This window comes from Klebsiella africana, assembly GCF_020526085.1.
Lineage (GTDB): Bacteria > Pseudomonadota > Gammaproteobacteria > Enterobacterales > Enterobacteriaceae > Klebsiella > Klebsiella africana.
Genome location: NZ_CP084874.1, coordinates 2,165,533 through 2,183,826 on the forward strand (window position 1 = coordinate 2,165,533; position 18,294 = coordinate 2,183,826).

General features: G+C 60.6%; 18 protein-coding genes and 1 pseudogene. 16 read left to right on the plus strand and 3 right to left on the minus strand.

The genetic code is table 11. The annotated features are described in order from the left end of the window. Positions 1-129 precede the first annotated feature (129 nt). From LGL98_RS10475 to LGL98_RS10490, 4 genes are all read left to right on the plus strand, one after another. The gene (locus LGL98_RS10475; RefSeq protein ID WP_136032417.1) at positions 130-1,218 is read left to right on the plus strand and encodes an ABC transporter substrate-binding protein; all 1,089 of its coding nucleotides are present in this window, start codon (positions 130-132) and stop codon (positions 1,216-1,218) included. A gap of 74 nt (positions 1,219-1,292) precedes the next feature. Then, positions 1,293-3,062, plus strand: a complete 1,770-nt coding sequence (locus LGL98_RS10480) for an ABC transporter permease (RefSeq protein WP_136032419.1) — start codon at positions 1,293-1,295, stop codon at positions 3,060-3,062. Beyond that, positions 3,055-4,125, plus strand: coding sequence for an ABC transporter ATP-binding protein (locus LGL98_RS10485; RefSeq protein WP_002908292.1), 1,071 nt, complete (start codon positions 3,055-3,057; stop codon positions 4,123-4,125). The genes LGL98_RS10480 and LGL98_RS10485 overlap by 8 nt, the downstream gene beginning before the upstream one ends. A 482-nt stretch (positions 4,126-4,607) precedes the next feature. Next, positions 4,608-5,291, plus strand: coding sequence for a YrhA family protein (locus LGL98_RS10490; protein WP_136032421.1), 684 nt, complete (start codon positions 4,608-4,610; stop codon positions 5,289-5,291). Positions 5,292-5,351: 60 nt separating this feature from the next. Here the strand turns inward: LGL98_RS10490 and LGL98_RS10495 are convergent, their stop codons facing one another. Then, complete coding sequence (locus LGL98_RS10495; RefSeq protein ID WP_136032423.1) at positions 5,352-5,723, minus strand: VOC family protein; 372 nt, start codon at positions 5,721-5,723, stop codon at positions 5,352-5,354. Positions 5,724-6,224: 501 nt separating this feature from the next. Here LGL98_RS10495 and LGL98_RS10500 point away from each other — a divergent pair. From LGL98_RS10500 to ccmI, 12 genes are all read left to right on the plus strand, one after another. After that, positions 6,225-6,980: a gluconate 2-dehydrogenase subunit 3 family protein gene (locus LGL98_RS10500; RefSeq protein ID WP_168435325.1), complete on the plus strand. Its 756-nt coding sequence runs from the start codon at positions 6,225-6,227 to the stop codon at positions 6,978-6,980. Positions 6,981-6,982: 2 nt separating this feature from the next. Further along, positions 6,983-8,767 carry a GMC family oxidoreductase gene (locus tag LGL98_RS10505; RefSeq protein ID WP_002908285.1) on the plus strand — a complete coding sequence of 595 codons (1,785 nt, stop codon included), beginning with the start codon at positions 6,983-6,985 and terminating at the stop codon, positions 8,765-8,767. Positions 8,768-8,777: 10 nt separating this feature from the next. Next, entirely contained in the window at positions 8,778-10,118 is a 1,341-nt protein-coding gene (locus LGL98_RS10510; protein WP_168435326.1) for a c-type cytochrome, read from the plus strand. 83 nt (positions 10,119-10,201) lie between these two features. After that, entirely contained in the window at positions 10,202-10,825 is a 624-nt protein-coding gene (gene ccmA, locus LGL98_RS10515) for a cytochrome c biogenesis heme-transporting ATPase CcmA (RefSeq protein ID WP_136032425.1), read from the plus strand. Continuing rightward, positions 10,822-11,481 carry a heme exporter protein CcmB gene (gene ccmB / locus LGL98_RS10520; RefSeq protein WP_136032426.1) on the plus strand — a complete coding sequence of 220 codons (660 nt, stop codon included), beginning with the start codon at positions 10,822-10,824 and terminating at the stop codon, positions 11,479-11,481. The genes ccmA and ccmB overlap by 4 nt, the downstream gene beginning before the upstream one ends. 49 nt (positions 11,482-11,530) lie before the next feature. Next, a complete protein-coding gene (locus LGL98_RS10525) occupies positions 11,531-12,268 on the plus strand; it encodes a heme ABC transporter permease (RefSeq protein WP_136032428.1) in 738 nt (245 codons plus the stop codon). Further along, complete coding sequence (gene ccmD / locus LGL98_RS10530) at positions 12,265-12,495, plus strand: heme exporter protein CcmD (protein WP_136032430.1); 231 nt, start codon at positions 12,265-12,267, stop codon at positions 12,493-12,495. Before LGL98_RS10525 ends, ccmD begins: the two co-directional genes overlap by 4 nt. After that, positions 12,479-12,937, plus strand: a complete 459-nt coding sequence (gene ccmE, locus LGL98_RS10535; RefSeq protein ID WP_130946839.1) for a cytochrome c maturation protein CcmE — start codon at positions 12,479-12,481, stop codon at positions 12,935-12,937. The genes ccmD and ccmE overlap by 17 nt, the downstream gene beginning before the upstream one ends. Beyond that, positions 12,934-14,886 carry a heme lyase CcmF/NrfE family subunit gene (locus LGL98_RS10540; RefSeq protein WP_136032432.1) on the plus strand — a complete coding sequence of 651 codons (1,953 nt, stop codon included), beginning with the start codon at positions 12,934-12,936 and terminating at the stop codon, positions 14,884-14,886. Before ccmE ends, LGL98_RS10540 begins: the two co-directional genes overlap by 4 nt. After that, on the plus strand, positions 14,883-15,437 hold the full coding sequence (locus LGL98_RS10545; protein WP_002908216.1) for a DsbE family thiol:disulfide interchange protein: 555 nt from the start codon (positions 14,883-14,885) through the stop codon (positions 15,435-15,437). Before LGL98_RS10540 ends, LGL98_RS10545 begins: the two co-directional genes overlap by 4 nt. An 11-nt stretch (positions 15,438-15,448) precedes the next feature. Further along, positions 15,449-15,895 (plus strand): cytochrome c-type biogenesis protein, encoded by a 447-nt coding sequence (locus LGL98_RS10550; RefSeq protein WP_168435343.1) that lies wholly within the window; start codon positions 15,449-15,451, stop codon positions 15,893-15,895. After that, a complete protein-coding gene (gene ccmI / locus LGL98_RS10555) occupies positions 15,892-16,734 on the plus strand; it encodes a c-type cytochrome biogenesis protein CcmI (RefSeq protein WP_136032436.1) in 843 nt (280 codons plus the stop codon). Before LGL98_RS10550 ends, ccmI begins: the two co-directional genes overlap by 4 nt. 776 nt (positions 16,735-17,510) lie before the next feature. Here ccmI and LGL98_RS10560 read toward each other — a convergent pair. Together LGL98_RS10560 and LGL98_RS10565 are read right to left on the minus strand one after the other, a co-directional pair. Next, the gene (locus LGL98_RS10560) at positions 17,511-18,029 is read right to left on the minus strand and encodes a GNAT family N-acetyltransferase (RefSeq protein ID WP_136032440.1); all 519 of its coding nucleotides are present in this window, start codon (positions 18,027-18,029) and stop codon (positions 17,511-17,513) included. Positions 18,030-18,055: 26 nt separating this feature from the next. Then, positions 18,056-18,247 (minus strand): annotated as a pseudogene (locus tag LGL98_RS10565) (GNAT family N-acetyltransferase); the annotation flags it as partial. Positions 18,248-18,294: the final 47 nt, after the last annotated feature.

Below are 18,294 nucleotides of genomic sequence, written 5' to 3' on the forward strand. Positions count from 1 at the left end.
AACACCACATTTTTAAATTCTGCCAGTGTCACAAAAGCCAGAAAAAAGCCATCCCCGTCGTTGCAAGGGGAGCTGATACCACTATATGTTAAATTTGTGTTTATTAATTGATGATTAAAGGTTGGTATCATGTATAAGAAAATAAGTGGTTTAGTGGTTTCACTGACGGCCGTTTTCGCCTGTGCCGCCTGGGCGGAGGTGCCTGCGGGCTATCCGGCGGATTATCAAAAAACAGTGGATGCCGCCGTCAAAGAGGGCAAGGTGGTGATCTATTCCACTACCGATACCAAAGCGGCCGGGCCGTTAATTAAAGGATTCGAAGCACAATATCCGGGCGTAAAAGTCGAATATAACGACATGAACAGCACCGAGCTGTATAACCGTTATATCAGCGAGCAGGCCGCCGGGGGCGGCAGCGGGGACGTGGTGTGGAGCTCGTCGATGGATACCGCGCTGAAATTAGCTACCGAATACGCGGAGCAATATGCCTCGCCGGAGGTGAAGCAATTACCCGACTGGGCGGTCTGGCAGCAGAAAGCCTATGGCACCACCTACGAGCCGGTGGTGTTTATCTATAACAAACGCCTGATCCCGCAGAATGAGGTCCCGGATTCGCATACCGCGCTGGCAAAACTTATCGCCAGCCAGGCCGATAAATTTAAAGGCAAAGTCACCACTTACGATATCGAAAAATCGGGCCTCGGCTTTATGCTGGCGGTGCAGGACAGCCAGGCCGACGCGAACTATTTTACCGACCTGGCGAATATTGCCAAAGGCGGCCTGACGGTGCAGTCTTCCACCGGCACGATGATGGAGCGCGTCTCCTCTGGCGAAAATCTGATCGGCTATAACATTCTGGGCTCCTATGCCGAAGCGCGGGCGAAAAACGATCCCTCTTTAGGCATTTCCTATCCGAAAGATTACGTGCTGGTGCTCTCCCGCGTCTCGTTTATTAGCCAGGAGAGCGAACATCCCAATGCGGCGAAATTGTGGCTGGATTATGTCTTGTCGGAAAAAGGCCAGCAGATCCTCGCCAGCCAGGCGGATATTCCCTCTATTCGTCGCGATATTGAAGGTAAAAATGATATCGACGGCATGACCGCGCTGCTGGGCAAAGCGTTAAAACCGATCCCGGTCAACGAAACGCTGCTCGATTATTTACAGCCGCAAAAACGCCTGCAGTTTATTAAACAATGGCGCAGCGCCGCCGCGAAATAATCCTCCCCCGGGGCGTCGCCGATGCCCCTTATTCACACCCGGCGGGTTTTTTCTCCTGACCAAAGGGATGAACCATGAATGTATTACGCAGAAAGTGGCAGGGGCTGCCGCGCGGCGTGGTGGTGTGCATCACGGCGCTGGTGATTTACGTCCCGCTGTTATTTATTGTGGTGCAGAGTTTTCTCTCGGCGCCATTCTTTTCCCGCTCCAAATCCTGGAGTCTGGAAGCCTTCGCCTTTATTTTTACCGACCCGGATTTTTATCTGGCATTAAGATCCGGTTTTATTCTCGCCTTTGGCCTGGTGATTATCGCCATTCCGCTGGGCGGTATTTTGGCGTTTCTGATGGTGCGCACCGATTTACCCGGCCGGCGGTTCATTGAGCCGCTGATCCTGGTGCCGATTTTCGTTTCGCCGATGGTGCTGGGCTTTGGCTACGTGGTGGCCGCCGGGCCGGTGGGCTTCTTTTCCCAGTGGGCGCAGCAGCTGATCGGTTTTGTGCCGTGGAATATCTACTCGATGTTCAGCATTGTGGTTATCGCCGGCTTAACCCACGTGCCGCACGCCTATCTCTATATCTCCTCGGCGCTGCGCAGCGTCGGTTCGGACGTGGAAGAGGCGGCGCGCACCGTCGGCGCCACGCCGCTGCAGGTGATGACCTCGGTGAGTCTGCCGATGGTGCGGCCGTCCATTCTTTACGCCTGTGTGCTGCTCTTTTTCCTCGGTCTGGAAGTCTTCGGTCTGATGCTGGTGCTGGGCGACCCCGAGGGCAACATGGTGCTGGCGACCTATCTCTATAAGCTGACCAACAAGCTCGGCACCCCCTCCTACCATCTGATGGCGGCGGTGGCAGTGGTGCTGATCTGCATCACCATCCCGCTGGTAATGCTCCAGCGGCGACTGATGCGCACCGCCAACCGCTTTGTCACCATGAAGGGCAAGGCGTCGCAGGCGCGGGCGCTGCCGCTGGGCAAATGGCGCTGGGTCGCCGGGGCGGTGGTGGTGGCCTGGCTGACGGTGACCATTGGTGTACCGCTGCTCGGCGTGGCGCTGCGCGCCTTTATCTCCAACTGGGGCGTCGGCGTGTCGCTGTGGGATGAGCTGTCGCTGGCGACGTTCCATAATATCTGGCAGCAGCCCAACCTGCTGCGGGCGATCGTCAACTCGATGGCTATCGGCATCGTCGGCGGCGCGCTGGCGGTGATCTGCTATCTGTTTGTCGGCATCGCCATGCATCGCAAAGCGGACAACGTCACCCGCTTTCTCGACTACAGCGTGCTGGTCCCGCGCGCGGTACCGGGGCTGCTGGCCGGTCTGGCCTTCCTGTGGGTATTCCTGTTTGTGCCGATGTGGCTCGATCAGTCGCTGAAGCACGGCTGGTTCTCGGCGCTGCCGGTGGCCGACTGGCTGCGGGAGCACGTTATTGTGCAGCTGCGCGCTCTGCGCAACACCATCTTCAGCGTCTGGCTGGCCTATACCGTGGTGTGGATGGCCTACGGTCTGCGACTCATCTCCTCGACGTTGCTGCAGGTGGGCCCGGAGCTGGAGGAGGCGGCGCGCAGCACCGGCGCCTCGCGGGGGCAGATCACCCGCCACGTGACCGTCCCGCTGTCGCGCTATGGGCTGATTGGCTCCTGGCTGCTGATGTTCCTGATCTTTGAGCGCGAGTATTCCACCGGCGTCTATCTGCTGTCGCCGGGTACCGAAACCATCGGCTCGATGCTGGTGTCGCTGTGGGCGGCGGGGGCCATCGATATCGTCGCGGCGCTCTCCTTTATCAATATTCTGCTGGTGGTGATTGGCCTGGGTATCGCCCTGCGCTTTGGAGTGAAATTACATGATTGAGTTATCGGTAGAAAATCTGCATCTCACCTATGGCGACAACCCGGTGCTGAAGGGGGTGTCGATGACGCTCGGCCGGGGAGAGGTGGTGTCGCTGCTGGGGCCGTCGGGAAGCGGCAAAACCACGCTGCTGCGGGCGGTGGCCGGGCTGGAAAAACCGACGAGCGGACGAATCGCCATTGGCAATCGCACGGTGTACGACGGCACGCCGCGCAGCGAAATCCCGGCCGAAGAGCGTAACCTGGGCCTGGTCTTTCAGTCCTATGCTCTGTGGCCGCACAAAACGGTGTTCGACAACGTGGCCTATCCGCTGAAGCTGCGTAAAGTGGCCGCCGGGGAGATAAAAGAGCGGGTGCAGCGTGTGCTGGATCAGCTGGGGCTGGGGCATCTTGGCAACCGCCATCCGCACCAGCTCTCCGGCGGCCAGCAGCAGCGGGTGGCCATCGGCCGGGCGCTGGTCTACAACCCGCCGGTGATCCTGCTGGATGAACCGCTCTCTAACCTTGACGCCAAGCTGCGCGAAGAGGCGCGGGTGTTTCTGCGCGAGCTGATCATCAAGCTGGGCCTGTCGGCGCTGATGGTCACCCACGATCAGAATGAAGCGATGGCCATCTCCGATCGTATTCTGCTACTGAACAATGGCGTCATTGAGCAACAGGGAACGCCGCAGGAGATGTACGGCAGCCCGGCGACGCTGTTCGCTGCCGAGTTTATGGGCAGCAATAACCGCCTGCACGGCAAGGTGATGGCGCTGGAGAACGGCAGGGCGCGGATCGAAGGCGCCAGCTGGAGCCTGTGGGGGCGAGCGGGCGAGGGGGTTAGCGTCGGCGAGCCGGCGACGGCGGTGATCCGCGTCGAGCGCCTGCGTCTGGACGGCGCGGCGCAGGATAACAGCCTCCAGCTACCGCTGCTGACCAGCATGTACCTCGGCGACCGCTGGGAGTACCTGTTCCGTACCGAAGGCGATGACTTTCCGCTGCGCGCCTACGGAACGGCGCTGCGCGATGCCGAACACTGCCATCTGACGCTCCCGGCGGAAGATGTGTGGATTTTTCCGCAGCGGTAACTTCGCGAAGCCACGGAAGGCAAGCGCCAAAATGACGCGGTACGTTCCGGGCATGACAAAAGCGCTTTGCCCTCGGCTGCCGGTCGGGCAGGCGAGTAGGGTAGACCGGTCCTGGTCTGCAGCAAGTCGACGGTGATGATATTGGGGCATACTTTTTCGTTTGATGAATGTGATGTTGATGCGGAATCCCTGCGGAGTGCAATTGTCGTAAATCTGGTGTTTTAATACGCCGCTAAACACAATATGCTGGTGTCTTCCCCACATGCGTGGGGGTGTTTCTAGTTGTCAGGCGAGGAACGAGTGCATCTGTTTGTCTTCCCCACATGCGTGGGGGTGTTTCTGTTAAGCATGGTTTTGTCAGAGTATATGGGCTGTCTTCCCCACCTGTGTGGGGGTGTGTCTAAAAAAGAAAATTCTCCGGTTCCCTGTTCGGGTCTTCACCACACGTGTGGGGCCTGTTTTCGTTTGATAAGGAAATTAAAATGAAAAGAGCCGAATTAGACGTTGTGGTTTTAGGTGAGGATTTACCGAATGAAGGGCTGGTAAAAGGAACGCTTGGTACGATTGTGATGGTTTTTAATGCGCCAACAACTGGCTATCTGGTCGAGTTTTGCGACGAGAAAGGAAAAACAATCGCAATGCCAGTTTTATTCCCCGCCCAGCTAAAGCGCTATTTCACGATTGGTAACCTGAAGTCGCTGATGGTTGAAGGTAATTATCCCGTAGCCGACCCTGTAGACCCAGACGTCATGGCAGATTTAATGCACAAAGTCGCGCCTGTTGAATGGGAGGACAAGAAAAGAAGGGTCTATGAGGATATTCAACGACTATTGATTAGTCGGCCGGACTACGCTGATATGTTCAATATTATGGATGGGGGTGAGTACAATGGCATGACATTGTACAGCCTGGTGCAGGCAGAGAACGGTAAACCTGCATGGTCGAATATCTTTGTTCGAAACTTTGAGACGCGTATTAACGAAATCTATGTCGATCCGAACCTCAATGGCAAAGTAGTGATTGGTGAAGAGGGCATGTCCGTGATTGTCTACAGCTTCACAGATGACCGTTTCGAAATCCGCGATAAAGTCTCCTCGGATTATGTCATTGAGTCGCATACCCACTTCAACGGACTGTTGTCCGCCCTCATTGAGCCGGTCAGCTGAATCCGACACATCCGTACCCTCAGAGCTTCCCACGGACGTGGGGATTTTCTTCCGCTCAGCTTACCCCGCCAGATGGCACACGGCTTCAATATTGTGCCCGTCTGGCGCAATCACAAACGCGGCGTAATAACTGGCGTGGTAGTTTGGTCGTAACCCCGGCGCGCCGTTGTCCTTTCCTCCGGCGGCCAGCGCCGCCTGCCAGAAGGCATCGACCTGCTCGCGGCTGTCGGCGCGAAAGGCAATGTGCAGCGGCGCCGGTTTTTCCGCACTTTGATAGAGGCATAGAGAAGCATCCCCGCTGCCGGCCAGCTCTGCGCCGTAGGCTGGTTCACCTTCGCCGACCAGCGTTACGCCAAGCGGGGCCAGGGCCTGTAAAAAGAACGCTTTGCTGGCGGCATAGTCGCTGACGCCGAATTTCACATGATCGAACATATCTTCTCCTCTCCTGTGGACGGGATATCGCCAGCTGAACGCGTTAGCTGGAAAACAGATGTAAAATAGTTAACAACGGTTATTAACTTTTTTAACAGCTCAAAATGTTTAATTATTCCTAATACGAGTGTTTACAGACGTTTAATCTGCCATGTACCATAAACAAAAAATAACATTTGTGATACAAGTCACTCTTTTTGGGTGCATGGGTAAGCTCAGCGCGGTGTGAACGCCGCCGGTTCACCGCCTCAAGGTTATGGCAGCACCCTTCTCACGATGACAGTCCGGTGAATTTCTCTCTGATTTCCCGCGTTTCGTTGAGAATCGTCTACTATCCAAACGATAACCCTATAAATGATATCGCCTCTGGCGATGTTTTATCCGACTTGCCGGGCCGGGCCAGACGCTAAGCGGTTTAAAAGCGCAATGGTATCGGTTCCAGCACGACATTCACTGGTTTTGTCAGCGACAAAAACAGTAATTTTCAATGACAGGAATGTGATGATGTCGAGCGAGAAAACCAACAATTCCAGGCGTGAATTCCTGGTAAAATCGATGGCGCTGATCCCGACGGTAGTGATTGGCGGCGCGGGAGCTGGTGCCATTGGCGTGGCCACCAGCGCCACCGCGCAGGCGGCCCCCGCTTCAGAGCCAGCCTCCGGGAACACCGCGGCGGCCAGCGACTGGAAGCCGCAGTTCTTCAACGATCGTGAGTGGGTGTTTATCAACGCCGCCGTCGCTCGCTTAATCCCGGCGGATGAACTCGGTCCCGGCGCCAAAGAGGCCGGCGTGCCGGAGTTTATAGACCGTCAGCTCAATACCCCTTACGCCACCGGCTCCATCTGGTATATGCAGGGTCCCTTTAATCCCGACGTGCCGAAAGAGATGGGCTATCAGCTGCCGCTGGTGCCCAAACAGATCTATAACCTCGGGATCGCCGACGCCGAGGGCTGGTGTCAGGACAAATATCATAAAACCTTCGCTGAACTGAGCAGCGAGCAGCAGGACGAGGCGCTCGGCCTGTGGGAATCCGGCAAAGCCGAGTTCAAACAGCTGCCGGCCTCGCTGTTCTTCACCTATCTGCTGCAAAACACCCGCGAAGGGTTCTTCAGCGACCCGATCCATGGCGGGAACAAAGGCATGGTCGGCTGGACGCTGATTAATTTTCCCGGCGCGCGCGCCGACTTTATGGACTGGGTTGAACGGGGCGAACGCTACCCCTTCCCGCCGGTATCAATTAATGGGGAGAGGGCGTAATCATGGCCACCGTATTGAAAAAAACCGATGTCGCGATCGTCGGCTTCGGCTGGGTTGGGGCGATCATGGCCAAAGAGCTGACCGAAGCCGGGCTTAACGTCGTCGCGCTGGAGCGCGGCCCGATGCGCGACACCTGGCCGGACGGCGCCTATCCGCAGGTGATTGATGAGCTGACCTACAACATCCGCCGCAAGCTGTTCCAGGATCTGTCGAAAAGCACCGTCACCATCCGGCATAACACCAGCCAGCAGGCGGTGCCGTATCGCCAGCTGGCGGCCTTCCTGCCGGGTACCGGCGTGGGCGGCGCCGGGCTGCACTGGTCCGGCGTTCATTTCCGCGTCGATCCCATTGAGCTGCGGATGCGCAGCCACTATGAAGAACGCTACGGCAAAAACTTCATTCCTCAGGATATGATCATCCAGGATTTCGGCGTCACCTACGACGAGCTGGAACCGTTCTTTGATAAAGCGGAAAAAGTGTTCGGCACCTCCGGGACCGCCTGGTCGATCAAAGGCAAGGTCGTCGGCAAAGGCCGCGGGGGCAACGCCTTCGCCCCGGACCGCTCGGACGACTTCCCGCTGCCGGCGCAGAAAAACACCTGGTCGGCGCAGCTGTTTGAAAAAGCAGCGCTGGAAGTGGGGTATCACCCCTATAACCTGCCATCGGCCAACACTTCCGACTCCTATACCAACCCCTACGGCGCGCAGATGGGCCCGTGCAACTTCTGCGGTTTCTGCAGCGGCTACGCCTGCTACATGTACTCCAAAGCCTCGCCGAACGTGAACATCCTGCCGGCGCTGCGCCAGGAAAAACGCTTTGAGCTGCGGACTAACGCCAACGTGCTGAAGGTGAACCTGACCGACGACAAATCCCGCGCCACCGGCGTGACCTACGTCGACGGCCAGGGGCGCGAAATGGAACAGCCGGCGGACCTGGTGATTATTGGCGCCTTCCAGTTCCACAACGTGCACCTGATGCTGCTCTCCGGGATCGGCAAACCCTACAATCCGGAGACCGGCGAAGGGGTGGTGGGGCGTAACTTCGCCTACCAGAACATGACCACCATCAAGGCCATTTTCGACAAAGACACCTATACCAACCCGTTTATCGGCGCGGGCGGCAACGGCGTCGGCGTCGACGACTTCAACGCCGACAACTTCGACCACGGCGCAGCGGGCTTTGTCGGCGGTTCGCCGTTCTGGGTCAACCAGGCCGGCACCAAGCCCATCTCCGGTTTCCCGGTGCCGCCGGGCACCCCGGCGTGGGGCAGCAAATGGAAAGCGGCGGTGGCCGACACCTACACCCATCACCTGTCGATGGATGCCCATGGCGCGCACCAGTCCTATCGGCAGAACTACCTCGATCTTGATCCGAACTACAAAAACGTCTTTGGCCAGCCGCTGCTGCGCATGACCTTTGACTGGCAGGAAAACGACATCAAGATGGCGCAGTTTATGTTCGATAAGATGGCGCCGATCGCTAAAGCGATGAAGCCGAAATATATCCTCGGCAGCCCGAAAAACGCCAACAGCCACTTTGATACCACCACCTACCAGACCACCCATATGAACGGCGGGGCGGTGATGGGGGAAGATCCGAAAACCAGCGCCGTTAACCGTTATCTGCAAAGCTGGGATGTGCATAACGTCTTCGTCATCGGCGCCTCCGCGTTCCCGCAGGGGCTGGGCTACAACCCAACCGGCACGGTGGCCGCGCTGGCCTACTGGTCAGCGAAGGCGATCCGCGAGCAGTATCTGAAAAATCCGGGACCCCTGGTGCAGGCATAAAGGAAGGCAGATGATGAAAATGCAATGGTTATCGGCCCTGGTGCTTGGGGCATTGAGCTGTGCGGCTTTTGCCGAAGAGGCGCCTGCGGACAGCAATCTGATTAAGCAGGGGGAGTATCTGGCGCGGGCGGGGGACTGTGTCGCCTGCCACACCAACGGCAAAGCGGGGAAACCTTTCGCCGGCGGCCTGCCGATGGAGACGCCGATCGGCACCATCTACTCCACCAATATCACGCCGGATAAAAAACACGGCATTGGCGGGTACACCTTCGAAGAGTTCGACGACGCGGTGCGCAAGGGCGTGCGGAAAGACGGTTCCACGCTCTATCCGGCGATGCCGTATCCCTCGTTCGCGCGGATCAGCGAAGCGGACATGCGCGCCATGTACGCCTACTTTATGCACGGTGTGGAGCCAGTGAATGTCGCCAACAAGGACACCGACATCCCGTGGCCGCTGTCGATGCGCTGGCCGCTGGCGTTCTGGCGCGGCATCTTCGCCCCGACGCCGAGCGACTTTGTCGCCAACCCACAGGTTGATCCGGTGCTGGAGCGCGGTCGCTATCTGGTGGAAGGCCTGGGCCACTGCGGCGCCTGCCATACGCCGCGTAGTCTGACGATGCAGGAAAAAGCGCTCAGCGAAAGCGAAGGCGATGATTACCTGGCGGGCAGCAATGCGCCGATTGACGGCTGGGTCGCCTCCAGCCTGCGCGGCGAAAACCGCGACGGTCTGGGAACCTGGAGCGAAGCCGAGCTGGCTGAGTTCCTCAAAACCGGACGTAACGATAAATCGGTGGTCTTCGGCGGCATGAGCGATGTGGTGGAGCACAGTCTGCAGTATCTTTCTGATGACGACATCACCGCCATCGCCCGCTATCTGAAGTCGCTCCCGCCGCGCGGCGGCAAACAGACCCCAGCCCCGGTGGAAGACAGCGTGGCGAAAGATCTGTGGAAGGGGAACGACAGCAAAACCGGCGCCGCGCTGTACGTCGATAACTGCGCCGCCTGCCACCGTACCGACGGCGCGGGCTATAAGCGCGCCTTCCCGTCGCTGAAGGGCAATCCGGTGGTACAGACGGAAGATGCCACTTCGCTTATCCACATCGTTCTGACCGGGAGCACCACGCCGGCGGTGAAAGATGCGGTCTCCAACCTGACCATGCCGTCGTTCGGCTGGCGCCTGGACGACCAGCAGGTGGCGGATGTGGTCAATTTCATCCGCACCAGCTGGGGCAATAACGCGCCAGCGGTCAGCGCCAGCGATGTGGCGAAGGTGCGTAAGGAAACCGCGGCGCACGATGAGAAGGCATTAGGCAATGCCGATATCTCGAAGCTGCCGGGGGCCGGACAGTAACCGTCAGGGTTGCGTCGCCCGCGCGGCGCAACCCATACTTAGCGACGACGTAAAATACTGTCTGAATCAAGGAGTTTGCCTTCATGCTGCATGCAGAGCGACTGACCTGCATCGTTGACGATCGACCGCTGTTTGCGGCGCTGACGCTGTCCCTCGCTGCCGGCGAGCTGCTACAGGTCGCCGGTGATAACGGCGCGGGGAAAACCTCGCTGCTGCGGATCCTCTGCGGCCTGGCGCGCCCGGAAAGCGGGGTGGTGAGCTGGCAGGGCCAGCCGCTGGCGAAGGTCCGGGAGTCATTTCACCGTCAGCTGCTGTGGCTGGGCCATAAACCCGGCGTTAACGCGGCGCTGACCGCCGATGAAAACCTGCGTTTCTTCTTTCCGGCCAGCCGGCTTCAGCAGCGGGAAAACGCCCTCGCCGCCGTCGGCCTGGCGGGGTATGAAGATCTCCCCTTGAGCCAGCTCTCTGCCGGGCAGCAGCGCCGGGTGGCGCTGACCCGCCTGTGGTTAACCGACGCGCCGCTGTGGATCCTCGATGAGCCGTTCACCGCCCTCGACGCCACGGCGATGGAAACCCTGACCCGCCGCCTGGAGCAGCACGCCCGGCAGGGGGGAAGCGCGATCCTCACCACTCATCAGCCGCTGCGGCCGCTGGGCTGCCCGTTGCGCACATTGCGCCTCGGTGGCGACGCGGGAGGCGGGCAATGATGCGCGCGCTGTTGGTTCGGGAACTGCGCCTGGCGTGGCGCAGCGGGGCGGAGATCCTCAATCCGCTCTGGTTCTTTCTGATCGTCATCACCCTGTTTCCGTTCGGCGTCGGCGCCGCGCCACAGCTGCTGGCGCAGATTGCGCCGGGCGTGGTGTGGGTCGCCGCGCTGCTGGCGGCGCTGCTGGTGATGGATCGGTTATTTCGCGATGACTGGCAGGACGGTTCCCTGGAGCAACTGATGCTCCTGCCGACGCCGCTGGTGGCGGTGGTGCTGGTGAAGGTGGTTGCCCACTGGATGATGAGCGGCCTGCCGCTGCTGATCGTCTCGCCCCTGGCGGCGCTGCTGCTGGGGATGAGTCTGCACGATGCCGGCGTGCTGGTGCTGACCTTGCTGCTTGGCACGCCGACGCTCAGTTTTCTCGGCGCGGTGGGGGTTGGCCTGACGGTCGGCCTGAAGCGCGGCGGCGTCCTGCTGAGCCTGCTGGTGCTGCCGCTGGCGGTGCCGCTGCTGATTTTTGCCACCGCGGCCTGCCAGGCGGCCGCAGCCGGGCTCCCGGTCAGTGGCTATCTGGCGATGCTGGCGGCGTTCTTAACCGCCAGCGCCACCCTGTGTCCGTTCGCCACCGCCGCTGCGCTGCGGCTGACCGTGCAATAATTTGCTGCGCCTGCGGGCGCGGCCATCATAACCGTGTGAGTAAGCGTCTATGTGGAAAGCGTTACATCAACTGGCGATCCCCGAGCGGCTGTACCGCCTGTGCGGATGCTGGATCCCCTGGCTGGCGGCGATGAGCGCGCTGTTGCTGGTCATTGGCCTGGGGTGGGGTTTTGGTTTCGCTCCTGCGGACTATCAGCAGGGGGAAAGCTACCGGATCATGTACCTTCACGTCCCGGCGGCGATGTGGTCGATGGGGCTGTACCTGGCGATGGCCGTCGCGGCCTTTGTCGGGGTGGTCTGGCAGATCAAAATGGCCGACCTGGCGATCGCCGCCCTGGCGCCGGTGGGGGCGGTCTGCACCCTGGTGGCGCTGGTCAGCGGCGCGGCATGGGGCAAGCCGATGTGGGGGACCTGGTGGATCTGGGATGCCCGCCTGACCTCAGAGCTGGTGCTGCTGTTTCTGTATGCCGGGGTCATCGCCCTGTGGCACGCCTTTGACGACCGGCGGCTGGCCGGGCGCGCGGCCGGGATCCTCGTTCTGGTCGGGGTGGTCAATCTGCCCATCATTCATTACTCGGTCTACTGGTGGAACACCCTCCACCAGGGCTCGACCAACCTGCAGCAAACCATCGACCCAAGCATGCGTCTGCCGCTGCGGATCTGCATCTTTGCCTTCCTTACCCTGTCGGCCACGCTGACCCTGATGCGCTTGCGTAACCTGATCCTGCAGCTGGAGCGCCGTCGACCGTGGGTGGTGGCGCTGGTGAATAAAGGAGCCGCCCGATGAGCCCCGCCTTTTCGTCTTTCGCCGCCTTCCTGAATATGGGCGGCTATGCCATGTACGTCTGGCTGGCGGTGGCCGTGGCCGTCGCCGCTTTTGGCCTGCTGACGGTGCACACCCTGTGGGCGCGGCGGGCACTATTTCATGAGGTACGACGCCAGCAGGCGCGCGAGCGGCGGATCGCTGCCGCCCGCGAACATGACAAGGAGGCCGCGGATGCAAGCGCGTCGTAAAACCCGGCTGTATATCGTGCTGGCGGTACTCGCCGGCCTCGGGCTGACCGTCAGCCTGATGCTGTACGCCCTGAGCAGCAATATCGATCTGTTCTACACCCCGGGGGAAATTATCTACGGCAAAACGGAAACCCGGGCGCTGCCCCATACCGGGCAGCGGCTGCGGGTGGGGGGCTACGTTCAGCCGGGCTCCCTGCAGCGCGACCCGCAAACTCTCGACGTGCGCTTTAAGCTGTATGACGCCCGCGGGGTGGTGGACGTCAGCTATAAGGGCATTTTGCCGGACCTGTTTCGTGAAGGGCAGGGCGTGGTGGCCCAGGGCGTGCTGGACGGCGAGCGGCATATTACCGCCCAGCAGGTGCTGGCCAAACATGATGAAAATTACACGCCGCCGGAGGTGAAAAACGCCATGACGCCGGAGAAAACGGGGGCGCAGCCATGATGCCGGAGCTGGGCAACTTTTTATTGTGTCTGGCGGCGGGGCTGGCGCTGCTCCTGAGCGTCTATCCCCTGTGGGGCGCGGCGCGGCAGGATCGGCGGCTGATGGCCCTGGCGCGGCCGCTGGCCTGTGGGCTATTCGCCTGTATCGGCGGCGCCTTCCTGCTGCTGGTGCACGCCTTTGTGGTCAATGACTTTACCGTCCGCTACGTGGCGGAAAACTCTAACAGCGCGCTGCCGGTGTGGTATCGGGTAGCGGCGACCTGGGGGGCGCACGAGGGCTCGCTGCTGCTGTGGGTTCTGCTGCTCAGCGTCTGGACCTTCGCCGTCGCCCTCTTCAGCCGCCGGATGCCGCTCGACGCCGTCGCCCGGGTGCTGGCGGTGATGGGGATGATCGCCTTTGGGTTCCTGCTGTTTATCCTCTTCACCTCCAATCCGTTCAGCCGCGGCCTGCCGCAGTACCCCATTGATGGTCGCGACCTCAATCCGCTGCTGCAGGATATCGGCATGATTTTCCATCCGCCGATCCTCTATATGGGTTACGTCGGCTTCTCGGTGGCTTTCGCCTTCGCCATCGCCTCGCTGCTGGCGGGCCGGCTGGATACTGCCTGGGCGCGCTGGTCGCGTCCCTGGACCCAGGCGGCATGGATGTTCCTCACCCTCGGCATCGTGCTGGGCTCGGCGTGGGCATACTACGAACTGGGCTGGGGCGGCTGGTGGTTCTGGGACCCGGTGGAAAACGCCTCGTTTATGCCGTGGCTGGTGGGGACCGCGCTGCTGCACTCCCTGGCAGTGACCGAGAAGCGGGGCAGCTTCCGCGCCTGGACGGTACTGCTGGCCATCGCCGCCTTCTCCCTGTGCCTGCTGGGCACCTTCCTGGTGCGCTCCGGGGTTCTGGTCTCGGTGCATGCCTTCGCCTCGGATCCGTCGCGCGGGCTGTTTATTCTGGTACTGCTGATTATCGCCATCGGCGGGTCGCTGCTGCTGTACGCCCTGAAGGGTGGCCGGGTGAGGGCGCGGGTGGAACATACGCTGTGGTCGCGCGAGTCGTTCCTGCTTGGCAACAATATCTTGTTGATGGCCGCGATGCTAGTGGTGCTCCTCGGGACGCTGCTGCCGCTGGTGCATAAAGAGCTGGGCCTCGGCAGCATCTCCATCGGCGAGCCGTTCTTTAACACCATGTTCACCGCCCTGATGGCGCCGTTTGCGCTGCTGCTGGGGCTGGGACCGCTGATCCGCTGGCGGCGCGATGACGTCGCCAGGCAGATTAAGCGCCTGATTATCGCTCTCCTGGTGACGTTGTCACTTTCTCTGGCGCTGCCGTGGCTGCTGCAGGACCGTCTCACCGCCATGGCGGTCATTGGCCTGATGATGGCCCTGTGGGTGCTGATCTTCGCCCTGATGGAGGTTCACGAACGGGCCACCCATCGCCACGGCTTCTGGCGCGGCCTGCGCGCCCTGACCCGCAGCCAGTGGGGGATGGTGCTCGGTCACGTTGGCGTGGCGGTGACCGTTATCGGCATCACCTTTAGCCAGAACTACAGCGTGGAGCGCGATGTACGGATGCGCCCCGGCGACAGCATCGATATCCATCACTATCACTTTGTGTTTAACGGCGTGCGCAATATCGTCGGCCCCAACTGGACCGGCGGCGAAGGCATTATTGCCGTGACCCGCAACGGCCGCCCGGAAGCGACGCTGTATGCCGAGAAGCGTTTTTACACCGCCAGCCGGATGATGATGACCGAGGCGGCGATCAGCGGCGGGCTGACCCGCGATCTGTACGCCGCGCTGGGGGAAGAACTGAGCGACGGCAGCTGGGCGGTGCGTCTGTATTACAAACCGTTCGTTCGCTGGATCTGGTACGGCGGGGTGCTGATGGCCCTCGGCGGTCTGTGCTGCATGCTCGACCCGCGTTACCGGATGCGTAAGAAGCTGCAGGAGGCCTCATGAACCGGAAGCTACTGTTTATCCCGCTGGTGCTGTTTCTGGCGCTGGCCGCCGCGCTGTTCTGGCAGCTGATGCGCAACGCCGATGGCGATGACCCGACGACCCTCGAGTCGGCGCTGATTGGCAAACCGCTACCGGAATTTCGCCTGGAAGCGCTGAATACCCCCGGTCAGACGCTGGACCGACGGACGCTGATTGATGGCAAGCCGCTGCTGCTCAACGTCTGGGCCACCTGGTGTCCAACCTGTCGCGCCGAGCATCAGTTTCTCAACGGCCTGGCGCAGCAGGGCGTGCGGGTGGTGGGTATGAACTACAAAGACGATCGCCAGAAGGCGATGAGCTGGCTGCAGCGCTTGGGTAATCCGTACAGGCTGAGCCTGTACGACGGCAACGGCATGCTTGGCCTGGATCTCGGGGTCTATGGCGCGCCGGAGACGTTTCTCATCGACGGTCAGGGCATTATCCGCTGGCGGCACGCCGGCGACCTGAACGAACGGGTGTGGCGCGAGGAGCTCCAGCCGCTGTGGGATCAATACAACCGGAGGGCGGGCTGATGAGAAGTGTAATAGTCATCCTGCTGGCGCTGATGCTGACCGGCCAGGCGTGGGCCGCCATCGATACCTGGCAGTTTAAGGATGAGGCCCAGGAGCAGGCCTTCCGCGAGATCACCTCCCAGCTGCGCTGCCCGAAATGCCAGAACAACAGCATTGCCGACTCAAACGCGATGATTGCCGCTGATATGCGGCAGAAGGTGTACGAGCTGATGCAGCAGGGGAAAACGAAAGGGCAGATCGTTGACTATATGGTTGCCCGCTACGGCAATTTTGTCAGCTATGAGCCGCCGCTGACCGCGGGCACGGTACTGCTGTGGCTGGGGCCGGGGCTGTTTGTACTGGCGGGCGCGGGGGTGATTATCGCCCGCGCGCGTCGTCGCGACATCCCTGACGCGGCGCTCAGCGCCGAAGAGCGCCAGCGGCTGGCGGCACTATTGCAAGAAGGAAAAGAACGATGAGCCTGTTGGTAGTTATCGCCGGGCTGCTGCTGGCTGGCGCGCTGGGGCTGCTGTACTTCCCGTGGTCGGGAAAAGGTGCGGTGGACCGCGATACCCTCAACCGCGCCCTGTACCAGTCGCGCCTGCAAGAGCTGGCGCAGGAGCGTGGGGAGGGCAACCCGGCGCTGGTCGTCGAGCTGCAGCGCACCCTGCTGACCGATATCCCGCCCCAGGCACAGCCCGGCGAACGGCCGCTAAACCGCTGGGTGCTGCTTCCGGGGGCGCTGCTGCTGGTGGTCCTGAGTCTGGGCCTGTATCTGAAAACCAGCGATATTGGCCAGGTGCTGCTCTGGCAGCAGGCTGAACGGCATTATCCTGCGCTGTTGCAGCAGGTTAAGGACCCGACGGCAGCGCCGCTGCGAATGGATGAGCTGGCGGAGCTGCGGCTTGGCCTGCGCAGCCACCTGCAGGATACGCCGAACGACCTCGCCGGCTGGCAGCTGCTTGGGCGGCTGGGCCTGTTGTTAAACGATGGCGAAACGGCGATCGGCGCCTTTGGCCGGGCGCATGCTCTGGCGGCGGATGACCCGGCGGCGGCTTTCGATTACGCCAGCGCGCTGGTGCGGGCGGGGGATAGCGGTCAGGTTCGGATGGGCGAGCTGCTGCTGCGTGACCTGCATCAGCGGCAGCCGACCAGCCTGCCGGTGCTGGAGATGCTGGCCCTGAGCGCGGTGCGTAATGAAGATTACCCCGAAGCCGTGGCAGCCTTGCAGGCGTTGCTGTCCCGGCTGCCGGAAGGGGATGCGCGGCGCGAGGCGATCGTCCGCCAGCTGGCACAGGCGCAGCAGCAGGCGCAGTAACTGCCCGGCGGCGCTGCGCAGGTGCGGGCCTGGGCATGCCACGAGCAGAGTACGGGCGGCCCTGTTTTTGTAGGCCGGGTAAGGCGCCAGCCGCCACCCGGCACAAAATAGGCTCCGTGTCCGCTGCCCTTGCCCGGCGGCGCTACGCTTGCGCGGGCCTACGAAGGGCGCGAATAGAGCGCCAAATCGCGGGTAGCCTTTGTAGGCCGGGTAAGGCGCCAGCCGCCACCCGGCACAAAATAGGCTCCGTGTCCGCTGCCCTTGCCCGGCGGCGCTACGCTTGCGCGGGCCTACGAAGGGCGCGAATAGAGCGCCAAATCGCGGGTAGCCTTTGTAGGCCGGGTAAGGCGCCAGCCGCCACCCGGCACAAAATAGGCTCCGTGTCCGCTGCCCTTGCCCGGCGGCGCTACGCTTGCGCGGGCCTACGAAGGGCGCGAATAGAGCGCCAAATCGCGGGTAGCCTTTGTAGGCCGGGTAAGGCGTCAGCCGCCACCCGGCAAAATAACGGCACAAGAGTGGCGCAACAGCGTAGCCCGGATAAGGCGCTACGCGCCGGCATCCGGGAACGTCCCAGTTTTTGTAGGCCAGGTAAGGCGTCAGCCGCCACCCGGCAAAATAACGGCACAAGAGTGGCGCAACAGTGTAGCCCGGATAAGGCGCCACGCGCCGCCATCCGGGATTTTCCCAGCAGGCGCTACGTTTAGCCGCTAACGCGTTACGTTCCCGGGTGTCGATCACGCCTGCGGTGTGCTATGAGCGGACGTCGCAATGTTTGTTCAGCTAACACCCGTTGAGCGTTTCATAATGATATCTCTCTGGGGATCTGTCCCTACCTGGAAGATATGTTCACCCACCTCGGTAAACCCAAGCTTACGGTAAAAAGAGATTGCCCTTGGGTTATGTTCCCAGACACCTAACCAGACAACGTCCGATCCCTTTGCCGCAAATTCAGCAAAGCACTTCTGCATAAGCGCTTTTGCAAAACCTTTGCCATGATAAGGTTCATCGACATACAGACACAGGATTTCTCCGGCGTGAATGCTATTTACACAGGGAGGAAATTCTTCCCATCTCAGTTGGGCGTACCCTATCAGTTTGCTTGCGTATTCGCAGACTAATGTAATCCAGTCTTCTCTGAGGATTTCTTGCAACTGAATATCTGTTGAATAACTTGCCTGGCAGTGAAGATCCATATCCTTCTGAGTATTACCCGCCTCAAACGTTTTTCTGAAGGTTCGTTCGGCTAAAATGGCAAGCTCTTCTGCATCAGAGGGACGGGCTCTACGGATTATCATTTATCATTACTCTCTGAAAAGTTTTCTTATTTTTGCCCGGGTTTACGATAAATATCGGGTCGATTGATGTGCCAGACAAAATCTGGTCGGTTTACTGGGTTATACCCCTGTTTTTGATATAACCAGGGCGCGCTGTCGGTTACCCGCATTATCCGTCGCAGACGTGACATCACGGGATGGGCGTGACAGCATTCAATCAGCCAACGACCAAGACCACGCAGATGCTGATTATTCACCGAATTTTTCCTTCTGGGCTACTTGTAAT